Here is a 17,234-nt window from a genome sequence, read left to right as displayed (position 1 = left end):
CAGCGGTGCCAGCGAATGGGTCGGGTCACATGTAACCGTCACCCGAACTATCCGGGACGTGACATGCCCGATGGCCATGTTGCGACCCGGTGGAGCACCGGCACCGCGATGGCAGCCGTCAGTACCTCGCCGGGCCCCTCGGGCAATGGCGGGTGTTTGCGGATCCTCGTTTCGGTCAGGTGCAAGGCCACGGATCGATGAGAGTGAAGTGCACGATGGGACTGCTGGTCCTGCTGACCGCTCCGATGCTCCTGGCACTCATCCTGGTCTGGAGCAATCCCCCGCAGAACACCCGCCACCGGTCCGACAGCCACAAGCACGCCGCTTCGAGGTCCCGCCACGGCCGCCGGCGCACCACCCACGCCTGACCCGAACTCCTCAGCGCGCTTTGGTCGCGCACCAACTATTGGCTGATACCCACCGTCGAGCTGGCGCCGGTCAGGTGTTCATGTTTGGTGGAAACCTTTCACGTACCTGGCTGCTGACCTGCAATCGAGGTGGGTGCCGTATTTGTGCAGCTCTTCGGTGAGCGCGGTCGCGGTGGCGTTGACGGTGCGTGGGTCGTCGGACACCACCCGAAGGCGGAACTATTCCCTGAGTGCCGCCTCCTTCGACGGGGACGCGGCCGGCCGTGCGGTCAGGTCGGGTGCGGGGCGAAGGGGCGAGAGCTGGGCAAGGGTGCAGCGGCTACCCAGGGGTGTGAGAGCCGGATGAGTTCGTCAGCGATCAGCCGCAGCACTACGCCTTCTTGCACGGCCCAGTGCGCTTGGTACAAACGCTTCTGGTCGGCTTGTCGTCGCTGGAGATCGACCGCCAGGATGTCATCGACGCACTGGCGTAATGCCTGGACGGGCAGTGGGGCGGCTTCCCGGACAACTTTCATGTCCGGAGAAACGAATGCCCCATCTTGCGGTCGCCGCCTCCGGCGCGGCCATCACCCGCCTCAGATGAGACTCCGGGTCCTTTGCCAGCGCAAGGAATGCGGCGCTGCGCCACGTCGTCCGATTTCGCACCCCGGCCGCGGCAAGCGACGCGCGCCGATGATCGACCCTCCCCCGGGGCGGCTGCGGGATCAGCGCATCAGCCACTGCGCAGACGCTGCGCAACATGCGCAATCGTCTCCGACCGTTACCGGCCATCGCCGATAGTAATACGCGGCGGTGCTTGCCCGAGTCAATTCCGCCCGCGGAGCCGGCTGCGGCGGGGTTTGCCCGGCTCCTGGTCGCGGTCGTTCTCCGGCTCCGGCGGCTGTACGGGAACCCGGCCCCCAGAGGTCTCGGCTTCCATTCCCGGTGACATCGTCGGCGCGGCACACCCCGCGCACGGGTCGCCGGCCTTCCAGGCACTGCCTGCGCGGCGCCGGCGGGGCGGGATGCGCGACGGGACCACGGTTCCGTCATCATCTGGTCCCGCCCTCACCCCGGGTTAACGGAGTGCACCACCTGTCTCCCGGCTTTCCTCCCGCGATAACACCGGGTACCCCGGGTGGGGTACCCGGGATGTGGCAGCAGGTCCCTCTACTTGTCGTCGGCACTCGCGGCACGGTCGGCGCTGGTGGGGCCGTACCAGTCCAGGCACAGGACCGTGGCGTCATCTTTCGGGGGGAATCCGCCGTAGGCCTCCGCGACCGCGGCGACGAGTGTGCGCACGACTTCACGCGGGTGCTCGGCTGCGCTCTTGCGGAGCAGCCCCGGCAGGTCGACGGTGGCCGCTTCGCGGTCCTGCATGCCGTCGGTGAACATCACCAGGCGATCACCCGGGCGCAGGTCGAGTTCCTGGATCTTGTAGGGGCCTTGTCCGGCGACGCCGAAGGGCAGGTTCACGCGCAGTGTGAGTTCGTCGACCACGCCGTCGCGCAGACGAAGTGGTCCGGGATGGCCGGCGTTGATGAGCTGGGCGCTGCTGCCGTCCAGGGCGATGCGTACCAGTTGCCCGGTGACGAAGGTGCGGCGGCCGTGGTCGAGGAGCGCCTGATGGGTCTGCCGGGCCTGCTCGACCAGGTCCGCGCCGGCGCGGCGCGCGCCGCGGGAGGCGTTGACGACGAGGGTGGCCATGAGCGCGGCGTCGACATCGTGGCCCATCGCGTCGGTGATCGACAGGTGCAGGGTGTCGTTGTCGAGGCTGTAGTCATAGGTGTCGCCGGCGATGTCGGTGGCCGGGACCAGACCGCCGGCGAGCGCGAACTGGGCCGCCTCGCAGGATGATGCCGAGGGTAGGAGCTGGCGTTGGATCTCCGCGGCCAAGCTGACGGTGGTGGTGCGGTTGCCCCAGTGGTAGAGGTCGGTGAAGCGGCGGTCGGTGACGATGATGTACGCCAGCGCGTGCGCCGCCTCCTCCACCTGCGCCAACACCTGCGGTGTGGTGTGGTCGAGGAACAGCTCCAGGACACCGATGGTGTCGCCGCGGTTGGTCACCGGAGCGAGCACCCGCTGCGCCTCCTGCCCCTGCACCGCTGTCTGCACCAGCTTCTGGGAGCGCAGGACCTCGTCATAGATACTGCTGCCGGCCAGCGGCACCTGCTCAGCCCGGCCCCCCAACGACGAGGACGCCTGATCACTCACGCGCAACAGCCGCCGCCCCACCACGTCGACGAACAGGAACGACACGGACCGCGCGGCGAACCGGTCGCGCAGATTACGCGCCACGACATCGAGAGAGCCCGTCGGCGCGGCGCCCTGCGCTGCTACCAGAACATCGGCCAGCCCCATCCGATCCCGCACCACAACCGCCTCCTTCAATTGCTGACCCCGATTCGCCTTCCCGCACCCAGCCAGCCCTCACCTCCGGGACGCGAACCCTCGAGCATCGATGCGCTCACCAGCAGTTTCCTGCATCTGGGCAGCACACGGCAGGTCCGACAAACGCCTCGAATAACCGTAATCTGCTGCAAAAAGGGATTTTCTGAGTAACTTCAGGATCTTTCTCGCAGCGGCGTCGGAATGGCCTGACCGGGTCTGTGCGGCACCCAGCGGATGTACAGGGGCGGACTGCGCCTGGCAGCCCGCAACAGCAGCCCCCTGCACCTGGGCCTGAACCGACGCGCACTCCCCCCTGAGCGCGGGCATGTAGGGGCTGCATAAACCGGTGTGCATGATCAGTGGGGGTCGGGGAATGCGCTGGCCAGGAGGTTGATGACCATGGGTCCACTGCTTTTGGTTCTACTGCTCGCGCTCATCCTGTTCGGTGCCGGCTTCGCCCTGAAGATCCTCTGGTGGGTCGCCGTCATCGTCCTGATCGTGTGGCTGCTCGGCTTCGTCATGCGCGGCACCCACTCCGGCGGACGTCACCGCTGGTACCGCTGGTAACCGACCAACACCACGCACACCGCACCACCGATGGGCCCGCCGGATAACGCTATCCGCCGGGCCCATCGCCATGCCCCGCCCACGCCTCAGCCGAGCCGACCAGCGTCACGTGGACCCAACTATCGTCTGCGTTGGGCCCGATCACCGCGATCGACGCTACCAAGGCGGGCAGTGGGAGGAGGCTGCCGGGGTTGTCGAGGAGCACGATGGAGCGTTCAGCGAGATCGCGGGCGATCTGCCGGTTGGCGGGCGGGTCGAGGTCGATGCCACCGGCCCTGACTGCGTCCGAGACGGGGGTCCAATCGGCGTCGAGCATGCCCAGTTCGGTTTTCTGGCGCAGTACGCGTCGGGCTGCCCGGTCGACCAGGTCCTCGGGGATCCGCCCGTCGCGGACCATGGCCGCCAGTTCCGGGCCAAAACACAGGGTGTCCGGCAGTTCGACATCGACACCGGCCCGCAGCGCCGCCGCGCCTGCTGTCGCGTAACTGTCGGCGATGCCGTGCGTGGCGGCCAGGAACGCCACAGACCAGTAGTCCGATACGACGGTCCCAGTGAAGCCCCACTCGTCCCGCAGGACCGTGGTGAGCAGCCAAGGGTCTGCTCCAGCCGGGACCCCGTCGATGTCCGCGTAAGAGTTCATCACGGAGCGAGCTCCGCCTTCCCGGACGGCCATCTCGAAAGGCGGCAGGATGATGTCGGCCAGCTCCCGTCGCCCCATGGACACGGGGGCGTGGTTGCGGGCGGCGCGGGAGGCGGAGTAGCCGGCGAAGTGTTTGACGGTGGCGATGATGCCTGCTTGTTCAAGTCCCTTCACGTAGGCGGTGCCGGACATGGCCACCAGGTACGGGTCTTCCCCGAGCGTCTCTTCCACACGGCCCCACCGGTAGTCGCGGACCACGTCGAGCACGGGGGACAGCCCTTGGTGGATGCCGACAGCGCGCATGCCGGTGCCGATAGCGTGGGCAATTCGCTCCACCAGGTCGGGGGCGAAGGCGGCGGCCATAGCGATGGGGGCGGGGAACACCGACGCCCGGTAGGCGGTGAAGCCGGTCAGGCACTCCTCGTGGGCGAGGGCGGGGATGCCGAAGCGGCTGCGGCTGACCAGCTTGCGCTGAGTCTCCTCCAGTGCTCTCGAGCCGGCGAGCGGGTCCACTGGCCGGGTGCCGAAGGGGCGCGTGAGATGGCCGAGGCCGTGGCGGGTAACCGCGTCGAAGTCGACCTGCCGGGCGAAGACGTCCTGCATGGGGGCGACGTTGCCGCTCGGCTCGTCCCCTGTCCCGTTCGTCTCGTTGCCGTGAATCTCGGCGCCCAGCCACACGCTGCCCAGTTGAGCGAGTTTCTCCTCAAGGGTCATGGCCGAGAGGAGCTTGTCCACCCGTGCCTCGGTGCTGAGAGTGGTGTCGTGCCAGGGGCGGGGGGTGGTGTCGGCTCCGCGTTGTGGTGGTGTCATAGGTGGCGGTCCTCATGCGGTCGGGAGGGGAGCATTCGTACGGGGTGCAGGAGGAGGGGTTAGCGGACAATCAGATGTCCTGGGAGGCGGGCGCGGTCGGCGCAGTCGCTGAGATAGCCCAGGATGTGTCCGGTGGAGACCTCTGCCGGGCCAGTATGTGATCGAAGCCGGCTACCCACCAGCGGATTGCCGCGATAGACCGTGCCCGTACACGACGTCCGTCCGGCCGGCGAGCCGATGAATGTGAGGGCAGGGAAGCTTACCGGGGGCGGCGGTGTGAGGATTGGGCCGTCGTCGAGAACTCACGCTAGATTTACGGTCCTTGCTTGGGGCCGGCGTGGGCCGGATTCCGCTGCTCGTGGCGGCAGCCCACCCACTCCAGGCCGTCGGTGGTGCGGATTGCGTCAGCCAGCGGGTTCAGCGCGTCGCCGACCACGTCGAAGACGCGTCCGACCTCCAGTTCGTGCAAGGCGTCGATGAAATGATCACGTCGGCATGGTGTCAGCCGAGCTTCCCTACCCCTGCCAACTGCAGCGATGACTTTCCGAGCCCGACAGGCGCCTGTGGTGCCCCGTTACCGCTTGACACATCCACGAACGGCAAGGCCGACTAATCCGAGCAGAACGAGTTCGGCCAGATGAGAGGCCATCCCGGTATACGTACCAACCGTGGTCGGGTCCTGCCCGGAAGAACGAAAAGCACCGAATTCCCCCGCCGGCTCTCGGGTCCGAAGGCGAACTCAACGACGATCTCCTCACCTGCCCTCGACCGGCAGGGGATGCGGCGCCGCGCCGGTCGCGAGTTTCATTGTCTGTCGGTGAGGCGCTGGCTCGGTCGACGGTCCCTCTCGTCGACCGGGCCGGGCCCGGGAGTGGCGCGGTGCGGGGTTCAGGCGCCGGGGTGGAGCCAGCAGGCCACGGTGCGCTGCTCGCCAGGGTGGTGGTCTGCAGGGACTGTCAGCGGCGGCAGGTCGGTCCGGCACGGGTCGAAGGCCTTGGGGCAGCGCGGGTTGAAGGCGCAGCCGGTGGGCATCGATCGCAGGTCGGGCGGCGCGCCGGGGATGCCGGTGAGTTCGCGGCGTTCGCCGCGCAACGGTGGAAAGGCGTTGAGCAGGCCGTGGCTGTAGGGGTGCAGTGCGTCCCGGTAGAGTTTGGACGAGGGGGCCTGTTCCACGATCCGGCCGCCGTACATGATGGCGATCCGGTCCGAGAACTCGACCAGTAGTGACAGGTCGTGGGTGATGAACAGCACCGAGAAGCCAAGTGTCTCGCGCAGTTCGACGAGCTGGCGCAGAATCTGACGCTGCATCACCACATCGAGTGCGGTGGTGGGCTCGTCCATGATGACGACCTGGGGATCCAATGCGAGAGCCATGCCGATCATCACCCGCTGGCGCATTCCGCCGGACAGCTGGTGCGGGTAGCTGTCCAACCGGTCCGGGGCGATTCCGACCAGCTTGAGGAGTTCCCTGGCGCGGCCGGTCCGGGCGGCCCGGCTCATGCCGGGCTGGTGTGCGGCCAGTACGTCCATCAGCTGGGTGGAGATCCGGTGCACCGGGTTGAGCGAGTTCATCGCGCCCTGGAATACGATCGAGGTCTCGGCCCAGCGGAACTTGCGCAGGCCGGCGTCGTCCAACCGCAGCACGTCCACCGGGTCGCCGCCCGGCGGGTGGTAGATCACCTGCCCGCCGGTGATGACCCCGGGCGGTGGCAGCAGTCGGGTCAGTCCGTAGGCCAGCGTGGACTTGCCGCTGCCGCTCTCGCCGGCCAGGCCGAGGACCTCACCGCGATGCAGGGTCAAATCAACGTCGTTGACGGCCCGCACGGCCTGCGCGCCGAGCCCGTAGTCGACCCGCAGGCCCTTGATCTCCAGTACCGGCTCCTTGCCCACTGCGGGGACGCTGCTCACTGGGATGCTTCCTTACTCGTGCGGGTCAGCAGGTCGGTGTCGGACGGATCCGGCAGCGCGGGAAGGGGAGCGACGACGGGGGTGAAGCCGACGCGCATTCGCACCGGGCGGCCGTCGGCCGACTTGGCGCCGCGCTCGCCGTTGTTGCGAAGCCGCGGGTTGACGAACTCATCGATCCCGAAGTTCACCAGTGCCAGCGCGGTACCCAGGACAGCAATGGCCAGGCCGGCCGGGACGAACCACCACCAGGCGCCTTGGGCGAGGGCTTGCTGGCCCTGGGCCCAGTAGAGGATGGTGCCCCAGTTCCAGGCGGAGAGTCCGGGGACGCCGATGAAGGCCAGGATGATCTCGCTCATCACCGCGTAGATCATCGTTCCGATGAATCCGGAGATGATCACCGCGCTCAGGTTGGGCATCAGTTCGAAGACGATGATGCGCCAGGTGGACTCGCCGGTGGCCCGGGCAGCCTCGATGAAGTCGCGCCGCCGCAGCGACAGCGTCTGGGCCCGCAGTACCCGGGCGCCCCAGGCCCAGGAGGTGAAGCCGATGACCAGGGCCACCAGCGTCTCACCGCCGTCGGGGATGCTGGAGGTGATGATGACGATCAGCAACAGGGCCGGGATCACCAGGAACACATTGGTCAGTGCCGACAGTGCGTCGGAGACGACACCGCTGAGGTAGCCGGAGGTCACCCCGATCAGGACCGCCAGCGTGGTGGCGACCGCACCGGCGACCACCCCGACGTACATCACGCTCCGGGTACCCTCCACGACCTGGCTGAACACGTCCTGGCCGAGGTGGGTGGTGCCGAAGAGGTGGTTCAGCGAGGGCGACTGCAGCAAGTCGTTGCTGCGCGCGGTCGGATCGTGCGGAGCGAGCAGCGTCCCGAAGAGGGCGATCAGGGTGAAGAAGAACAGCAGACCGGCCCCGACGGCGGCCTTGGGACTGGCCAGGAAGCGCAGGTAGCGGCGCTTGGGCTGCCGGCTCGGATCGGGGGCAGTCGTTTCCGGCTCGATCGGGACGAGCGCGGTGGCGCTGGTTGCCGGCGAAGCCATCGCTCAGCCCTCCTTGCGGGTGCGCGGGTCGAGGATCAGGTAGGCGACGTCGGCCAGCAGATTCGCCAGCAGCACCGCCAGGGTGATGCACAGGAAGATGCCCTGCATCAGCGGGTAGTCGTTGGAGCCGACGGCCTGCAGCAGGGTGTAGCCGACACCGGGGTAGTTGAAGACGATCTCCACCAGCACGGTGGAGCCCAGGATCTGGCCGATCGCCAGGGAGAAACCCGAGACGTTCGGTAGCAGCGCGTTGCGTGCCGCGTAGCTGAACATCACCCGGCGGTCGGACAGGCCCTTGGCGTGGGCGACGGTGATGTAGTCCTCCGCACCGACGGTCACCATCATGTTGCGCATGCTGAGGATCCAGCCGCTCATCGTGGTGACCACCAGTACGCCCAACGGCAGCCAGGCGTGCTGGAGTGCGCTGCTCAGGAACGGGGTATCGGTGCCGGGGATCAGGCCGGGGTCGTAGCCGTTGGCGACGGGGAAGCTGCTGCCGGTGGCGACCACCACGGCGATGCTGAGCAGGCCCAGCCAGAAAGCGGGGATGGAGGAGATGAAGGTGGTCACCGGGAGCAGGATGTCCAGCCGGGAGCCGCGCAACCAGCCGGAGAGGACCCCGAGGAAGGTGCCGGCGGCGAAGCTGACGACGGTGGCGATGCCGGCCAGGGCGACGGTCCAGGGGAGGCTGTTCTGCAGGATGGTCAACACAGGGGTGGGGTAGTTGGAGAAGGAGATGCCCAGGTCGCCGCCGAGCAGATGGCTCCAGTAGCCGGTGTACTGGCTCCACAGGCTCTGGTGCTTGTCCAGTCCGAACAGTACGTAGAGCGAGGCGATCGACTTCGGGTCGATCTGGCCGCGGTTCTTGTTGATCAGCGACATCACCGGGTCGCCGGGGATCAGCCGGGGGATGAAGAAATTGACGGTGATCGCCGCCCACGCGGTGAACACGTAGAAGAAGAGCCGCTGCAGGAAGTACTTCACCGTGTCGCCTCCGTGCCGGCGGCCACCGGTGCTGTCGCGGTGGCCCGGGTCCCGTCGAACAGCCAGCAGGCCGCCCAGTGTGGGGTAACCGGGGCGGCTGCGGGGGCGGCGCTGCGCAGCGGGACCTCGAATCGGGGCGGCAGTTCGCTACGACAGATGTCCATGGCCTTGGGGCAGCGCGGATTGAAGCGGCATCCGGCCGGCGGGTCGATCAGGCTGGGCGGCTCGCCACCATCGGTGTCCTCGGTGCCCGCCCCCAGGCTGTGCTCGTTCAAGACCCGATCGGGGTCGGGGGCGGAGCTGATCAGCAGCTGGGTGTAGGGATGGGCCGGGAACTGGGTGACGGTCTCGCTGTCGCCGCCTTCCACCATCCGGCCCGCGTACATCACCATGGTGTCATCCGCGAAGTAGCGGGCTGAGGCGATGTCGTGGGTGATGTAAAGGATGGCCAAACTCAGCCGGTCCTTGAGGTCGCGCAGAAGATTGAGCACGCCCAGCCGGATCGAGACGTCCAGCATGGAAACCGGTTCATCGGCGAGCAGGACCTCCGGGTCGGCCGCCAGGGCGCGGGCGATAGCGACTCGCTGGCGCTGGCCGCCGGACAGCTCGTGCGGGAACTTGTCGAGATAGCGGGTGGCCGGGATCAGTTGGACCCGCTCCAGGAGCTGCTCCAACGCCTGTTGCAGTTCGGCGGCGCGATTCGTACCTCGTCCGCTGCCGGCGTTGTCGTGGATCCGCAGCGCCCGGGTCAGGTGGTAGCGGATGGTGTGCACCGGGTTGAGTGAGGCGAACGGATCCTGGAAGATCATCTGGACCTTGCGGTTGTACGCTCGGAAGCGCCGTCCGCCGCGCACCGTCACCGACTGGCCGTGCAGTCGGATGTCGCCACCGGTGCGCGGGTAGAGCTGTGCGAGCAGCCGTGCCACGGTGGACTTCCCCGATCCGGACTCACCGACGAGCGCAGTCACCCGCCCCCTGCGGAGCTTCAGGCTGACGTCGTCGACGGCGTGCACTACCCGTGGAGCGCGCGTCATGGCCTGCCGGCCACTGCGGCGCATCGCGAAGTGCTTGGTGAGGCCGTCGGCCTCAAGGACGGTCTCATGGTCCGGTGGCGCCGGAGGAGAGGACGTTTGGTGCAACGTCATGCCCGGATTCCCATCATGGTAGGTACCTTCCGGTCCTCCACCCCGGAGCGGGGGAGGGACCGGAAGGGGCGAACTGTGGACGGGTGCTTCGTTACTTGGTGGCGGGCGTGAGGTGCAGCACCACGTCCAGGGCCCCCGGGATGGTCGGCTGGGCGCCCGCGTAGGTGTTGTTGTCGTCCGGCCAGCCGATCCAGTTCTTGGTGGAGTACTCGCCGCCGACGTTGCCGGCCGAGGTAGCGATCATCGGGACGTCGTTGACCATGATGTCCTGGAGGACCAGCATGGCCTTGGTCCGGCCCGCCTCGTCGGGGGCGTTGGCGTAGTCCTTGAGCGCCTGGGTAGCGGCCGGGTTGTTGTAGCGGCCGTAGTTGCCCCCGGGGCTGTCGGTGCCGATCGGCTTGAGGACGGTGCCGTCCATGATGTTCTGGTACATGTCGTACGGGGTGGATCCGCCGTTGCTCCAGTGCATCGCGGCCTGGAAGTTGCCGGTGCCCATGTTCTTGCCCCAAGCGTTCTCGTCGGCCTTGTCGATGGTGGCCTTGATACCGATCTGGGACAGGTTGTCTGCGATGATCGTGAGCGCGGTCTGGTAGTCGGACCAGCCCGCCGGGTCGGTGAGGGCGATCGTGACCGGCTTACCGCTGGGGGCCGTCAGCACACCGCCCGCCAGCTTGTAGCCGGCAGCGGCCAGCAGGGCCTTGGCCCCCTCCAGGTCGACCTTCTGGGTCTTGTCCTTGTACTTGGCGTCGATGAACGGCACGCCAGCCGGCGTGGGCAGCCCGGTGACGCTGTCGACCAGGGGCTTGAAGTAGCCGGCTTCTGCCTGATTGAAGATGTCATCCCGGTTGATCACCAGGGACATCGCCTTGCGCAGCTTGGCGTCGTTGAACGGCGCGACGGTGGTGTTGATCCACAGGCCGTCCGCGCTCAAACTGGGCGGGAAGAACAGGTGGTTGTGGGCCCGGTCCTTCGCCACGTAGACCGTCTTGGCGTTGGGGATGAAGACGTAACTCCACTCGGCCGCTCCGCTGGTCAGTGCGGTGGTCATCGAGTCGTTGCCGACGTAGGAGGTGTAGAGCAGTTTCTTCACCTTGGGCGGGGTCTGCCAGTACCCGCTGGAGCGCAGGCTCAAGGTGGCGTTCTGGGTGGTGATGGAGTCCAGGGTGTACGGGCCGGTGCCGACGGGCTTGGCCACCACGTCCTTGGTCGGGTCGGCCATCTTCGACCAGATCGCCTTGGGCACCACGAAGGTCTTCAGGACCTTGGCCTGGGTGACGAACTGGGAGACGTTGAAGCCCACGGTCACCGTGTTGCCGCCACTGGCGACCGAGGCTATGTCCAGGCCGTTGAAGTTCAGGCCGGAGTTGTCTTTCAGGAGTTGGAAGGAGTAGGCGACGTCGTCGGCGGTCATGGCGGTGCCGTCGGAGAACTTCACGCCGTCACGGACGGTGAAGACAACGGACTTGTAGTCCGGGCTCCAGACCCACTTGGTGGCGAGCCACGGCTTGGCCGGGTCGACCGGCTTGGCGTCGTTCACCATGCCGAGCGGCTCATAGATCATGAAACGGTAGCCGAGCCCCGCGGCGGCCGAGGAGTTGAGGTACGGGTTGCTATTGGCGGTCAGCGCGTTGTTCGGCATGCCGATCTTCAGAACCGAGGCGGCAGTACCGGAAGCTCCGGCCGTATTCCCCGCGTTGGTGCTGCTGCAGGCCGCGAGCGCGGTGAGCGCCAGACTGCTGGCAAGTGTCACGGTGATGGTGCGGCGTATACGCATGGATCCCCACTTCAAGGAAGTCAGCTGAGGGTTGACCGGGGTGGAGCCGAGGGTTGCGGATGGTGCTTCTTTTGGTGCCTTTTGAGGCGAGATGTGCGCCTGAGTATGTCGAGCAGCGCGTCAGGGCGCGCGGGGCGATCCCTGGCCTGGCCGCGGGGGGTGTCTGTGGGAGCGGGGCCCTACACGGGGTCGGACTGCGGTCGGGTCACAGGCTTGGGTCGCGCCGGGGTCGGGTGGAGTCCCGGACGACCAGGTGGGTGGGCAGGACGGTGGCTGCGGTGGGCAGGTCCGTGCCCTTGAAATGTGCGAGAAGCATGCGGGCGGCTGCGTCGCCCATCTCGCGCAGTGGTTGGTGCACGGTGGTGAGCGCCGGGTCGCTGTACGAGGCGAGCGGGACATCGTCGAAGCCGACGACGGCCACGTCCTGCGGAACGCGCAGGCCCGCCTCGCGCAGGGCGTGCAGAGCGCCCGTTGCGGAGAGGTCGTTCTGGGCGAACACGGCGTCGAAACTCATCCCCGCGCCCAGGATCGTGTTGACGGCGGACCGTCCCAGCTCGAAGGTGAAGTCACCGACCACGACCTGCTCGGGGTTCAGGGGTAGTCCTGCCTCCGCGTAGGCCTCGGTGAATCCGGCGAGCCGTTCCCGGGCGCAACCGAAGTTCATCGGCCCAGTGATCACAACGGGCCGATTCCTGCCGAGTTCCAGCAGGTGCAGGCCCGCCTGGGTGCCGCCGCTGCGGTCGGTGGTGGCGACGGAGGGGAAGAGCGGCCGGTGGCCGCGGTCGTCGATCAGGACGACCGGCAGGCCGGCGTCGTGCAGTTCGGTGATGTACTCGAGGGTTCCTTCGGGTTCGATCACCAGGAGTCCGTCGAAGGACTTCGCCGACACCTGCTGGGCGAAGCGGCGGAGCGACTCCTCGCCCCGGTCGCAGGTGAACAGCAGCAGTCCGAACCCCTCGGCCTCCACGACGTCTATCACGCCCTGGAGCACCTGGCCGATCCACGGCCAAGTCAGTGAGGGGACCAGCATGCCGACGATCTGCGTGCGGCCACGGGCCAGTCCGACGGCGCCCGCACTGGGGACGTATCCCAGCTCGGCGATCACCTGACGAACTCGTTCGGCGGTAGCCGCGTTGAGTTCGCCCTTGCCGTTGAGGACCCGGGACACCGTGGTCTTGCTCACCCCGGCGCGGGATGCCACGTCGGCGATGGTGATGGGCACGTCCGCCTCCGTTGGTGTCGCACTGCACTGGTGGGCTACAGGAACCTGTAGCGCTCCTCAGTTCGAAGACGGGTTCCGCAACCGGTTCCGCAACCGGTTCCGAGGCGGAGTCAAGCAGGGTAATCTCCGTCACGTCAATCACGTTTCGGCAACAAACAATTAACACAGGAGAGCGCTCTCCCCCCCGGAACCCCCGCCCTCGGTCCGTTTTGCTGTCAAGACTCGACGTCAACGCACTTGCGGGGATGCTCCGGTCTCCACCTCTCGTGGCGCGGCGAACCTGCCAGTTGGTCTTGACGCTCACGGAGAAATGGCGCGAGACTCCCATCAGGAGAGCGCTCTCCCACTGGCGTTTCGCATCGCGGCGCCCCTACAGCATCTCGCCGACTGTCCTGCCGCTCCTCCGACTGGAGAACCATGACGACCCGTCTCGACCGAGTGTCGGTGCCCGAGTCGGCGCGCATCGACTCCCGCTTTCCCACCGACTTCCTCTGGGGCGTCGTCACCTCGCCCTACCAGATCGGAGGCGCGGCGTTCGAGGACGGCCGGATGGCCTACATCTGGGACACCTTCAGCCGCGTCCCGGGAGCCGTCCTGGGCGGCCACAACGGCGACATCGCCTGCGCCCATTACCACCGGATGCACGAGGACGTGGACCTAGTCGCCGGGCTCGGCGTCGCTCCTACCGCTTCTCGCTGTCCTGGCCCCGAATCCAGCCCGGCGGCCGGGGCCCGGCGAACCGGCGTGGCCTGGACTTCTACGATCGCCTGGTGGACCGACTGCTGGGACGCGGTGCGCTGCCTTGGGCCACCCTGTGTGCGGCTCGGCCGCGAGTACCCGGCCGTCCCGCTCTACGTCACCGAGAACGGTGCGGCGTTCGACGACGCCGCACCCGACCAGGACGGACTGGTCCATGACGCAGACCGCGCCGCGTACTTCCGCGAGTACCTGGACGCCGTCGCCGACGCCCGTGCCGACGCAGCCGACGTCCGGGGCTACTTCGCCTGCTCACTGCTGGACAACTTCGAGTGGGGCTACGGCTATGGCAAGCGCTTCGGCATCGTCCACGTCGACTACGGGACCCAGGTGAGCATCGTCAAACAGAGCGGTCGCTGGTTCAGCGACGCCATCTCGGGCAACCGCAAGGGCTGACCGCCCGCTCCGCTCCTACCGCCGCCATGCCCCGCACCGCCCGCAGGGGCCCCGCAGGGCCACCGCGTTCTACGTGTACTTCCCATGTGTCACCCCCGAGAGGAATTTCTGTGCGCATCGAGCTCCGTGACGGCATATTGCACACCGACGGCGTTCCCGGCCTGCTCGCCACTGCCGACTACCCGTACTACCGGGACCACGCGTCGGTGTGGCGAAAGCGGTTGCGCACCTTGCGCGACGAAACCGGCATCCGCGTGATCAGCAGTTACATCCCCTGGCGGCACCACCAGCCGGACGCCGACTCGCCGCCGGACTTCACCGGCGCCACCCGCCCCGACCGCGACCTGCTCGGCTTCCTGAGGATCTGCGCGGAACTGGGGCTCAGCGTGATCGCCAAGCCCGGCCCGTTCATCCACGCCGAGACCAACTACGGAGGTCTGCCGGACTGGATCTGCCCGCTGACCAACCCGCGGGTCGAGGCCACCCTCGATGCCGACGGCGAGAGGGTCTGCTGGAACGGTTCGCGACGCGGTGCGGACGGTGCGATGGAGCGCTGGCCGCTGCCAGCCCCGCTCGGCGCGCACTTCGCGGCCCGGGTCGGCGAGTGGATGAGCGCCGTCGACAAGGAGGTACTGCGGGCCACCACCGCCCCGGACGGACCGGTGGTACTGGTCCAAATCGCCAATGAGGGCCTGTTCACCGACGGGGCGCAGCCGCTCTGGTCCTACGACTACAGCGCGCCCGGCCTGGCGTTCTTCCACAGCGGCCTGGCCCAGCACTACGCAACGCTGGACGCGTACAACGAGATCCACGGCACCCGGCATCAGGACTGGACCGCGATCGAGCCGCCACGTAAGCCGCGTAGCCCCGGCGACCCCGGCACTCCCGCCGAGCAGCTGGCCCTCGCCGACTGGGGCCGCTACCATTCCGAACTGCTTTCCGAGGCCTACTACAGTTGGACCGAGGCTCTGTCTCCCACCGTGCCGGTGCTGGTCAACCTCAATCCTCCAGCCGAGCACCACCACTCCTTTGATGACTGGCTGACCCGGGTCCGTCCGGAGACCTGGAACGGCATCGGCTACGGGTTCACCAATTGGATGGGCGTGGTGTCGACCGACCACACCGCGCACGCTCGTTACGTGATCGCCGCGAAGCGCGCGGCCGGACCCAATTTGGAGGAGAACTGGGGGTTTTCCGAGCTCTACGACCGCGCCTACGCGGCCGGGGCGACCAGCTTTCACCAGAGTCTGCTTGCCCTGGCGGCGGGGGCGACCGGCATCAACGTCTACACCGGCATAGCAACCTCGGACTGGGGCGAGGACCTGGACGTGATGCACACCCCGCCGTATCCGGACTGTCCGCCGATTGATGCCCAGGGCCGACCCACCCAGAAGGCCGCCACCGTTCGGATGCTGGTCGACTATTTCGACGCCCACGGTGCCGAGTTCCTGGCTGCCGAGCAGGTCACCGGGGCCAGTTGGGCGCTCTACGCCCCGTACGCGGCGGTCGCAGCATGGTCCCCCGAAACGAATCACAGCGCGAACGACGCCGGCGCTGCTTGCGGTCGTCCGCTGCGGGCCTTCCACGATGCGATGCGCGCCGCTGGAAGGGATTACCGGATCGTCGACCTGGAGAGTGCGAACCGGGAAACCCTGGCCGCGCATCCGCATCTGGTGCTGCACGGCGGTCCGTTTATGCACCGCCGGGTTCAGCAACTGCTCGCGGATCACCTGGCGGACGGTCAAACACTCGAACTACACGGTCAGGGACCGCTGTTGGATGAATTGCTGCGCCCCTGCACGCTGCTCATCGACGCGCTGGCGGCGAAGACCCCGCAGCGCCCGCAGGCCGTCGGCTTCCCCGTAATCAGTACCGGCAGCGCGGACGCCTACTGGCGCACCGTCAGCCCGGACACCGGTCACCTGACCGTGTTGGTCCAGAGCGACAACGAGGGCCCGGTCACCGTCGATTTGCCGCTCGGCGCGGGCCGCACCGCCACCGTGCGCATCGACGCCGCCAGGGGTGGCGCGGCGGTCATCCGGATCGCGGCGGGAGAGTTGGACGACTTCCTGGTCATCGGCCTGAACCCGTTCCTGGACTCCGCGGTGGCACCGTCTGTCTCACTGGACGGCATCACGGTCGACGCGGCCGGCGCGTGCGACTTCGCCCGGGTGAACGGGGAGACCCGTACGCTGACGCACTGAAAGAGACCGGCGTGCGGCGCGAGCCGTCCGGTGTCCTGTGGGCCGGGCGGCGGTGGACTTGTGACTTCGTCGTTCCTTTAGGGCAGCCGATCCTACGGCTGCAAGTCGTCCGGACACCCTCCAGGTGAGCGGTGGGCCGGTGCGGCGGTGTTTGGCCACAACACTGTGTGCGGGGGTGCTGAGCGCGCAGGGGCGCTCCACCGTAGTGGGACCGCTGTCTGGACGTTCGGGGCGCCTCAGTCTCTGGTTGTCGTTGACGGGGCACGCGCAGGACGTGACGCTCAGCGTTTGGCCGCAGGGGGCGCGGCGTCGGTCGAACTGACGGTCTCGATGAGGCTTTGTGCAGCCAGTCGGGGCCGCGGACGGTGTTCATGCAACAGGGGTTCTTGAGGAACGGCGGATGCCGGCGCCGGGATCAGGCTTCCTTCCAGCAGATCAGGATCGTGGTGGCCACCGTGCGGGCAGCTACCGCACGCTCCCGGGGCGGCACACCGACGCGCGACGGCAGGGCGCTGACATCGACGACCAGAACGGTGGTGTCCTTGCGGACGATTACCGTCCCGTCGGGCTCTTGGAACGCCGCGTCACCCATGCCGATCAGGGGCGTGGTGGACCGTGCCGTGCCGCGCCGCGCTTGGAACCAGGCGGTCGTGGCCGCGGCGTCGGGGAGGTCCTTGACAGAGAGCTGCAGTGTGCCATTCGGGTAGTGGTATGCGCAGGCGTAGAGTCGGTCCGTCCAGGTCGGTGCGAGTGGCTGGGTCAGTGTCAGGCCGAGCGCGCCGGAGATTTCCTCCTTGGCGTCGACGGTGCAGATCAGGTGGGCCGCGTCCGAAGGACCGTTCCAGCTCGGGATGCCGCTGGCGGCTTTCACCTTCGCGTTCGCCGTGCTGGGTGCGGCGGCGGGAGTCGCGGTGGAGCCCTGGGCGGCGCAGCCACTTGCGCTGAGTGCGAGGAGTACCGCTGCGGTCGGCAGTACGAGGCGGTAGGCGGGGTGGGGGTGCTTCTGCATGCCGGCTCCAGCCCGTTGGTCGCTAG

At 67.7% G+C, this 17,234-nt stretch carries 12 protein-coding genes and 2 pseudogenes; 4 read left to right on the top strand and 10 right to left on the bottom strand.

Annotated features, from left to right (window positions below; translation table 11 throughout):
- The first annotated feature begins 215 nt into the window (after nucleotides 1-215).
- A complete protein-coding gene (locus C8250_RS34365; RefSeq protein WP_187145092.1) occupies nucleotides 216-368 on the top strand; it encodes a hypothetical protein in 153 nt (50 codons plus the stop codon).
- Between the two features lie 1,149 nt (nucleotides 369-1,517).
- Here the strand turns inward: C8250_RS34365 and C8250_RS34360 are convergent.
- On the bottom strand, nucleotides 1,518-2,723 hold the full coding sequence (locus tag C8250_RS34360; RefSeq protein ID WP_138353681.1) for a PP2C family protein-serine/threonine phosphatase: 1,206 nt from the start codon (nucleotides 2,721-2,723) through the stop codon (nucleotides 1,518-1,520).
- Between the two features lie 414 nt (nucleotides 2,724-3,137).
- Between C8250_RS34360 and C8250_RS34355 the strand changes: the two genes are divergently transcribed.
- On the top strand, nucleotides 3,138-3,305 hold the full coding sequence (locus C8250_RS34355; RefSeq protein WP_138353680.1) for a hydrophobic protein: 168 nt from the start codon (nucleotides 3,138-3,140) through the stop codon (nucleotides 3,303-3,305).
- A 121-nt stretch (nucleotides 3,306-3,426) separates the two neighbouring features.
- Here the strand turns inward: C8250_RS34355 and C8250_RS34350 are convergent.
- The 8 genes and pseudogenes from C8250_RS34350 to C8250_RS34315 form a co-directional block, all read right to left on the bottom strand.
- Nucleotides 3,427-4,755, bottom strand: a pseudogene (locus C8250_RS34350) (glycoside hydrolase family 3 N-terminal domain-containing protein); the annotation flags it as partial.
- Nucleotides 4,756-5,068: 313 nt separating this feature from the next.
- Nucleotides 5,069-5,233: a thiamine pyrophosphate-binding protein gene (locus C8250_RS34345; protein WP_138353678.1), complete on the bottom strand. Its 165-nt coding sequence runs from the start codon at nucleotides 5,231-5,233 to the stop codon at nucleotides 5,069-5,071.
- A gap of 410 nt (nucleotides 5,234-5,643) precedes the next feature.
- Nucleotides 5,644-6,645: an ABC transporter ATP-binding protein gene (locus C8250_RS34340; protein WP_138353707.1), complete on the bottom strand. Its 1,002-nt coding sequence runs from the start codon at nucleotides 6,643-6,645 to the stop codon at nucleotides 5,644-5,646.
- A 14-nt stretch (nucleotides 6,646-6,659) separates the two neighbouring features.
- Nucleotides 6,660-7,718 (bottom strand): ABC transporter permease, encoded by a 1,059-nt coding sequence (locus tag C8250_RS34335; protein ID WP_138353677.1) that lies wholly within the window; start codon nucleotides 7,716-7,718, stop codon nucleotides 6,660-6,662.
- 3 nt (nucleotides 7,719-7,721) lie between these two features.
- Nucleotides 7,722-8,702, bottom strand: a complete 981-nt coding sequence (locus C8250_RS34330; protein ID WP_138353676.1) for an ABC transporter permease — start codon at nucleotides 8,700-8,702, stop codon at nucleotides 7,722-7,724.
- A complete protein-coding gene (locus C8250_RS34325; protein ID WP_138353675.1) occupies nucleotides 8,699-9,847 on the bottom strand; it encodes an ABC transporter ATP-binding protein in 1,149 nt (382 codons plus the stop codon). Before C8250_RS34325 ends, C8250_RS34330 begins: the two co-directional genes overlap by 4 nt.
- Before the next feature lie 91 nt (nucleotides 9,848-9,938).
- Entirely contained in the window at nucleotides 9,939-11,621 is a 1,683-nt protein-coding gene (locus C8250_RS34320; RefSeq protein WP_138353674.1) for an ABC transporter substrate-binding protein, read from the bottom strand.
- 205 nt (nucleotides 11,622-11,826) lie between these two features.
- A complete protein-coding gene (locus tag C8250_RS34315; RefSeq protein ID WP_138353673.1) occupies nucleotides 11,827-12,843 on the bottom strand; it encodes a LacI family DNA-binding transcriptional regulator in 1,017 nt (338 codons plus the stop codon).
- A gap of 417 nt (nucleotides 12,844-13,260) precedes the next feature.
- Between C8250_RS34315 and C8250_RS34310 the strand changes: the two are divergent.
- Both C8250_RS34310 and C8250_RS34305 read left to right on the top strand, forming a co-directional pair.
- A pseudogene (locus C8250_RS34310) lies at nucleotides 13,261-13,995 on the top strand (family 1 glycosylhydrolase).
- Nucleotides 13,996-14,105: 110 nt separating this feature from the next.
- Complete coding sequence (locus tag C8250_RS34305) at nucleotides 14,106-16,199, top strand: beta-galactosidase (protein ID WP_187145090.1); 2,094 nt, start codon at nucleotides 14,106-14,108, stop codon at nucleotides 16,197-16,199.
- A 415-nt stretch (nucleotides 16,200-16,614) separates the two neighbouring features.
- On the opposite strand, the gene C8250_RS34300 is transcribed toward C8250_RS34305, so the two are convergent.
- Entirely contained in the window at nucleotides 16,615-17,208 is a 594-nt protein-coding gene (locus C8250_RS34300; protein ID WP_138353671.1) for a putative collagen-binding domain-containing protein, read from the bottom strand.
- Nucleotides 17,209-17,234: the final 26 nt, after the last annotated feature.

The organism is Streptomyces sp. So13.3, from assembly GCF_005860785.2.
GTDB classification, from domain to species: domain Bacteria; phylum Actinomycetota; class Actinomycetes; order Streptomycetales; family Streptomycetaceae; genus Actinacidiphila; species Actinacidiphila fildesensis.
This window is presented reverse-complemented; position numbering and strand designations above follow the sequence as displayed.

Bases quoted from the DNA above. Each gene is read 5' to 3' on its own strand.
- C8250_RS34365 (WP_187145092.1), top strand. From the start codon at position 216: ATGGGACTGCTGGTCCTGCTGACCGCTCCGATGCTCCTGGCACTCATC.
- C8250_RS34355 (WP_138353680.1), top strand. From the start codon at position 3,138: ATGGGTCCACTGCTTTTGGTTCTACTGCTCGCGCTCATCCTGTTCGGT.
- C8250_RS34335 (WP_138353677.1), bottom strand. From the start codon at position 7,718: ATGGCTTCGCCGGCAACCAGCGCCACCGCGCTCGTCCCGATCGAGCCG.
- C8250_RS34325 (WP_138353675.1), bottom strand. From the start codon at position 9,847: ATGACGTTGCACCAAACGTCCTCTCCTCCGGCGCCACCGGACCATGAG.
- C8250_RS34320 (WP_138353674.1), bottom strand. From the start codon at position 11,621: ATGCGTATACGCCGCACCATCACCGTGACACTTGCCAGCAGTCTGGCG.
- C8250_RS34300 (WP_138353671.1), bottom strand. From the start codon at position 17,208: ATGCAGAAGCACCCCCACCCCGCCTACCGCCTCGTACTGCCGACCGCA.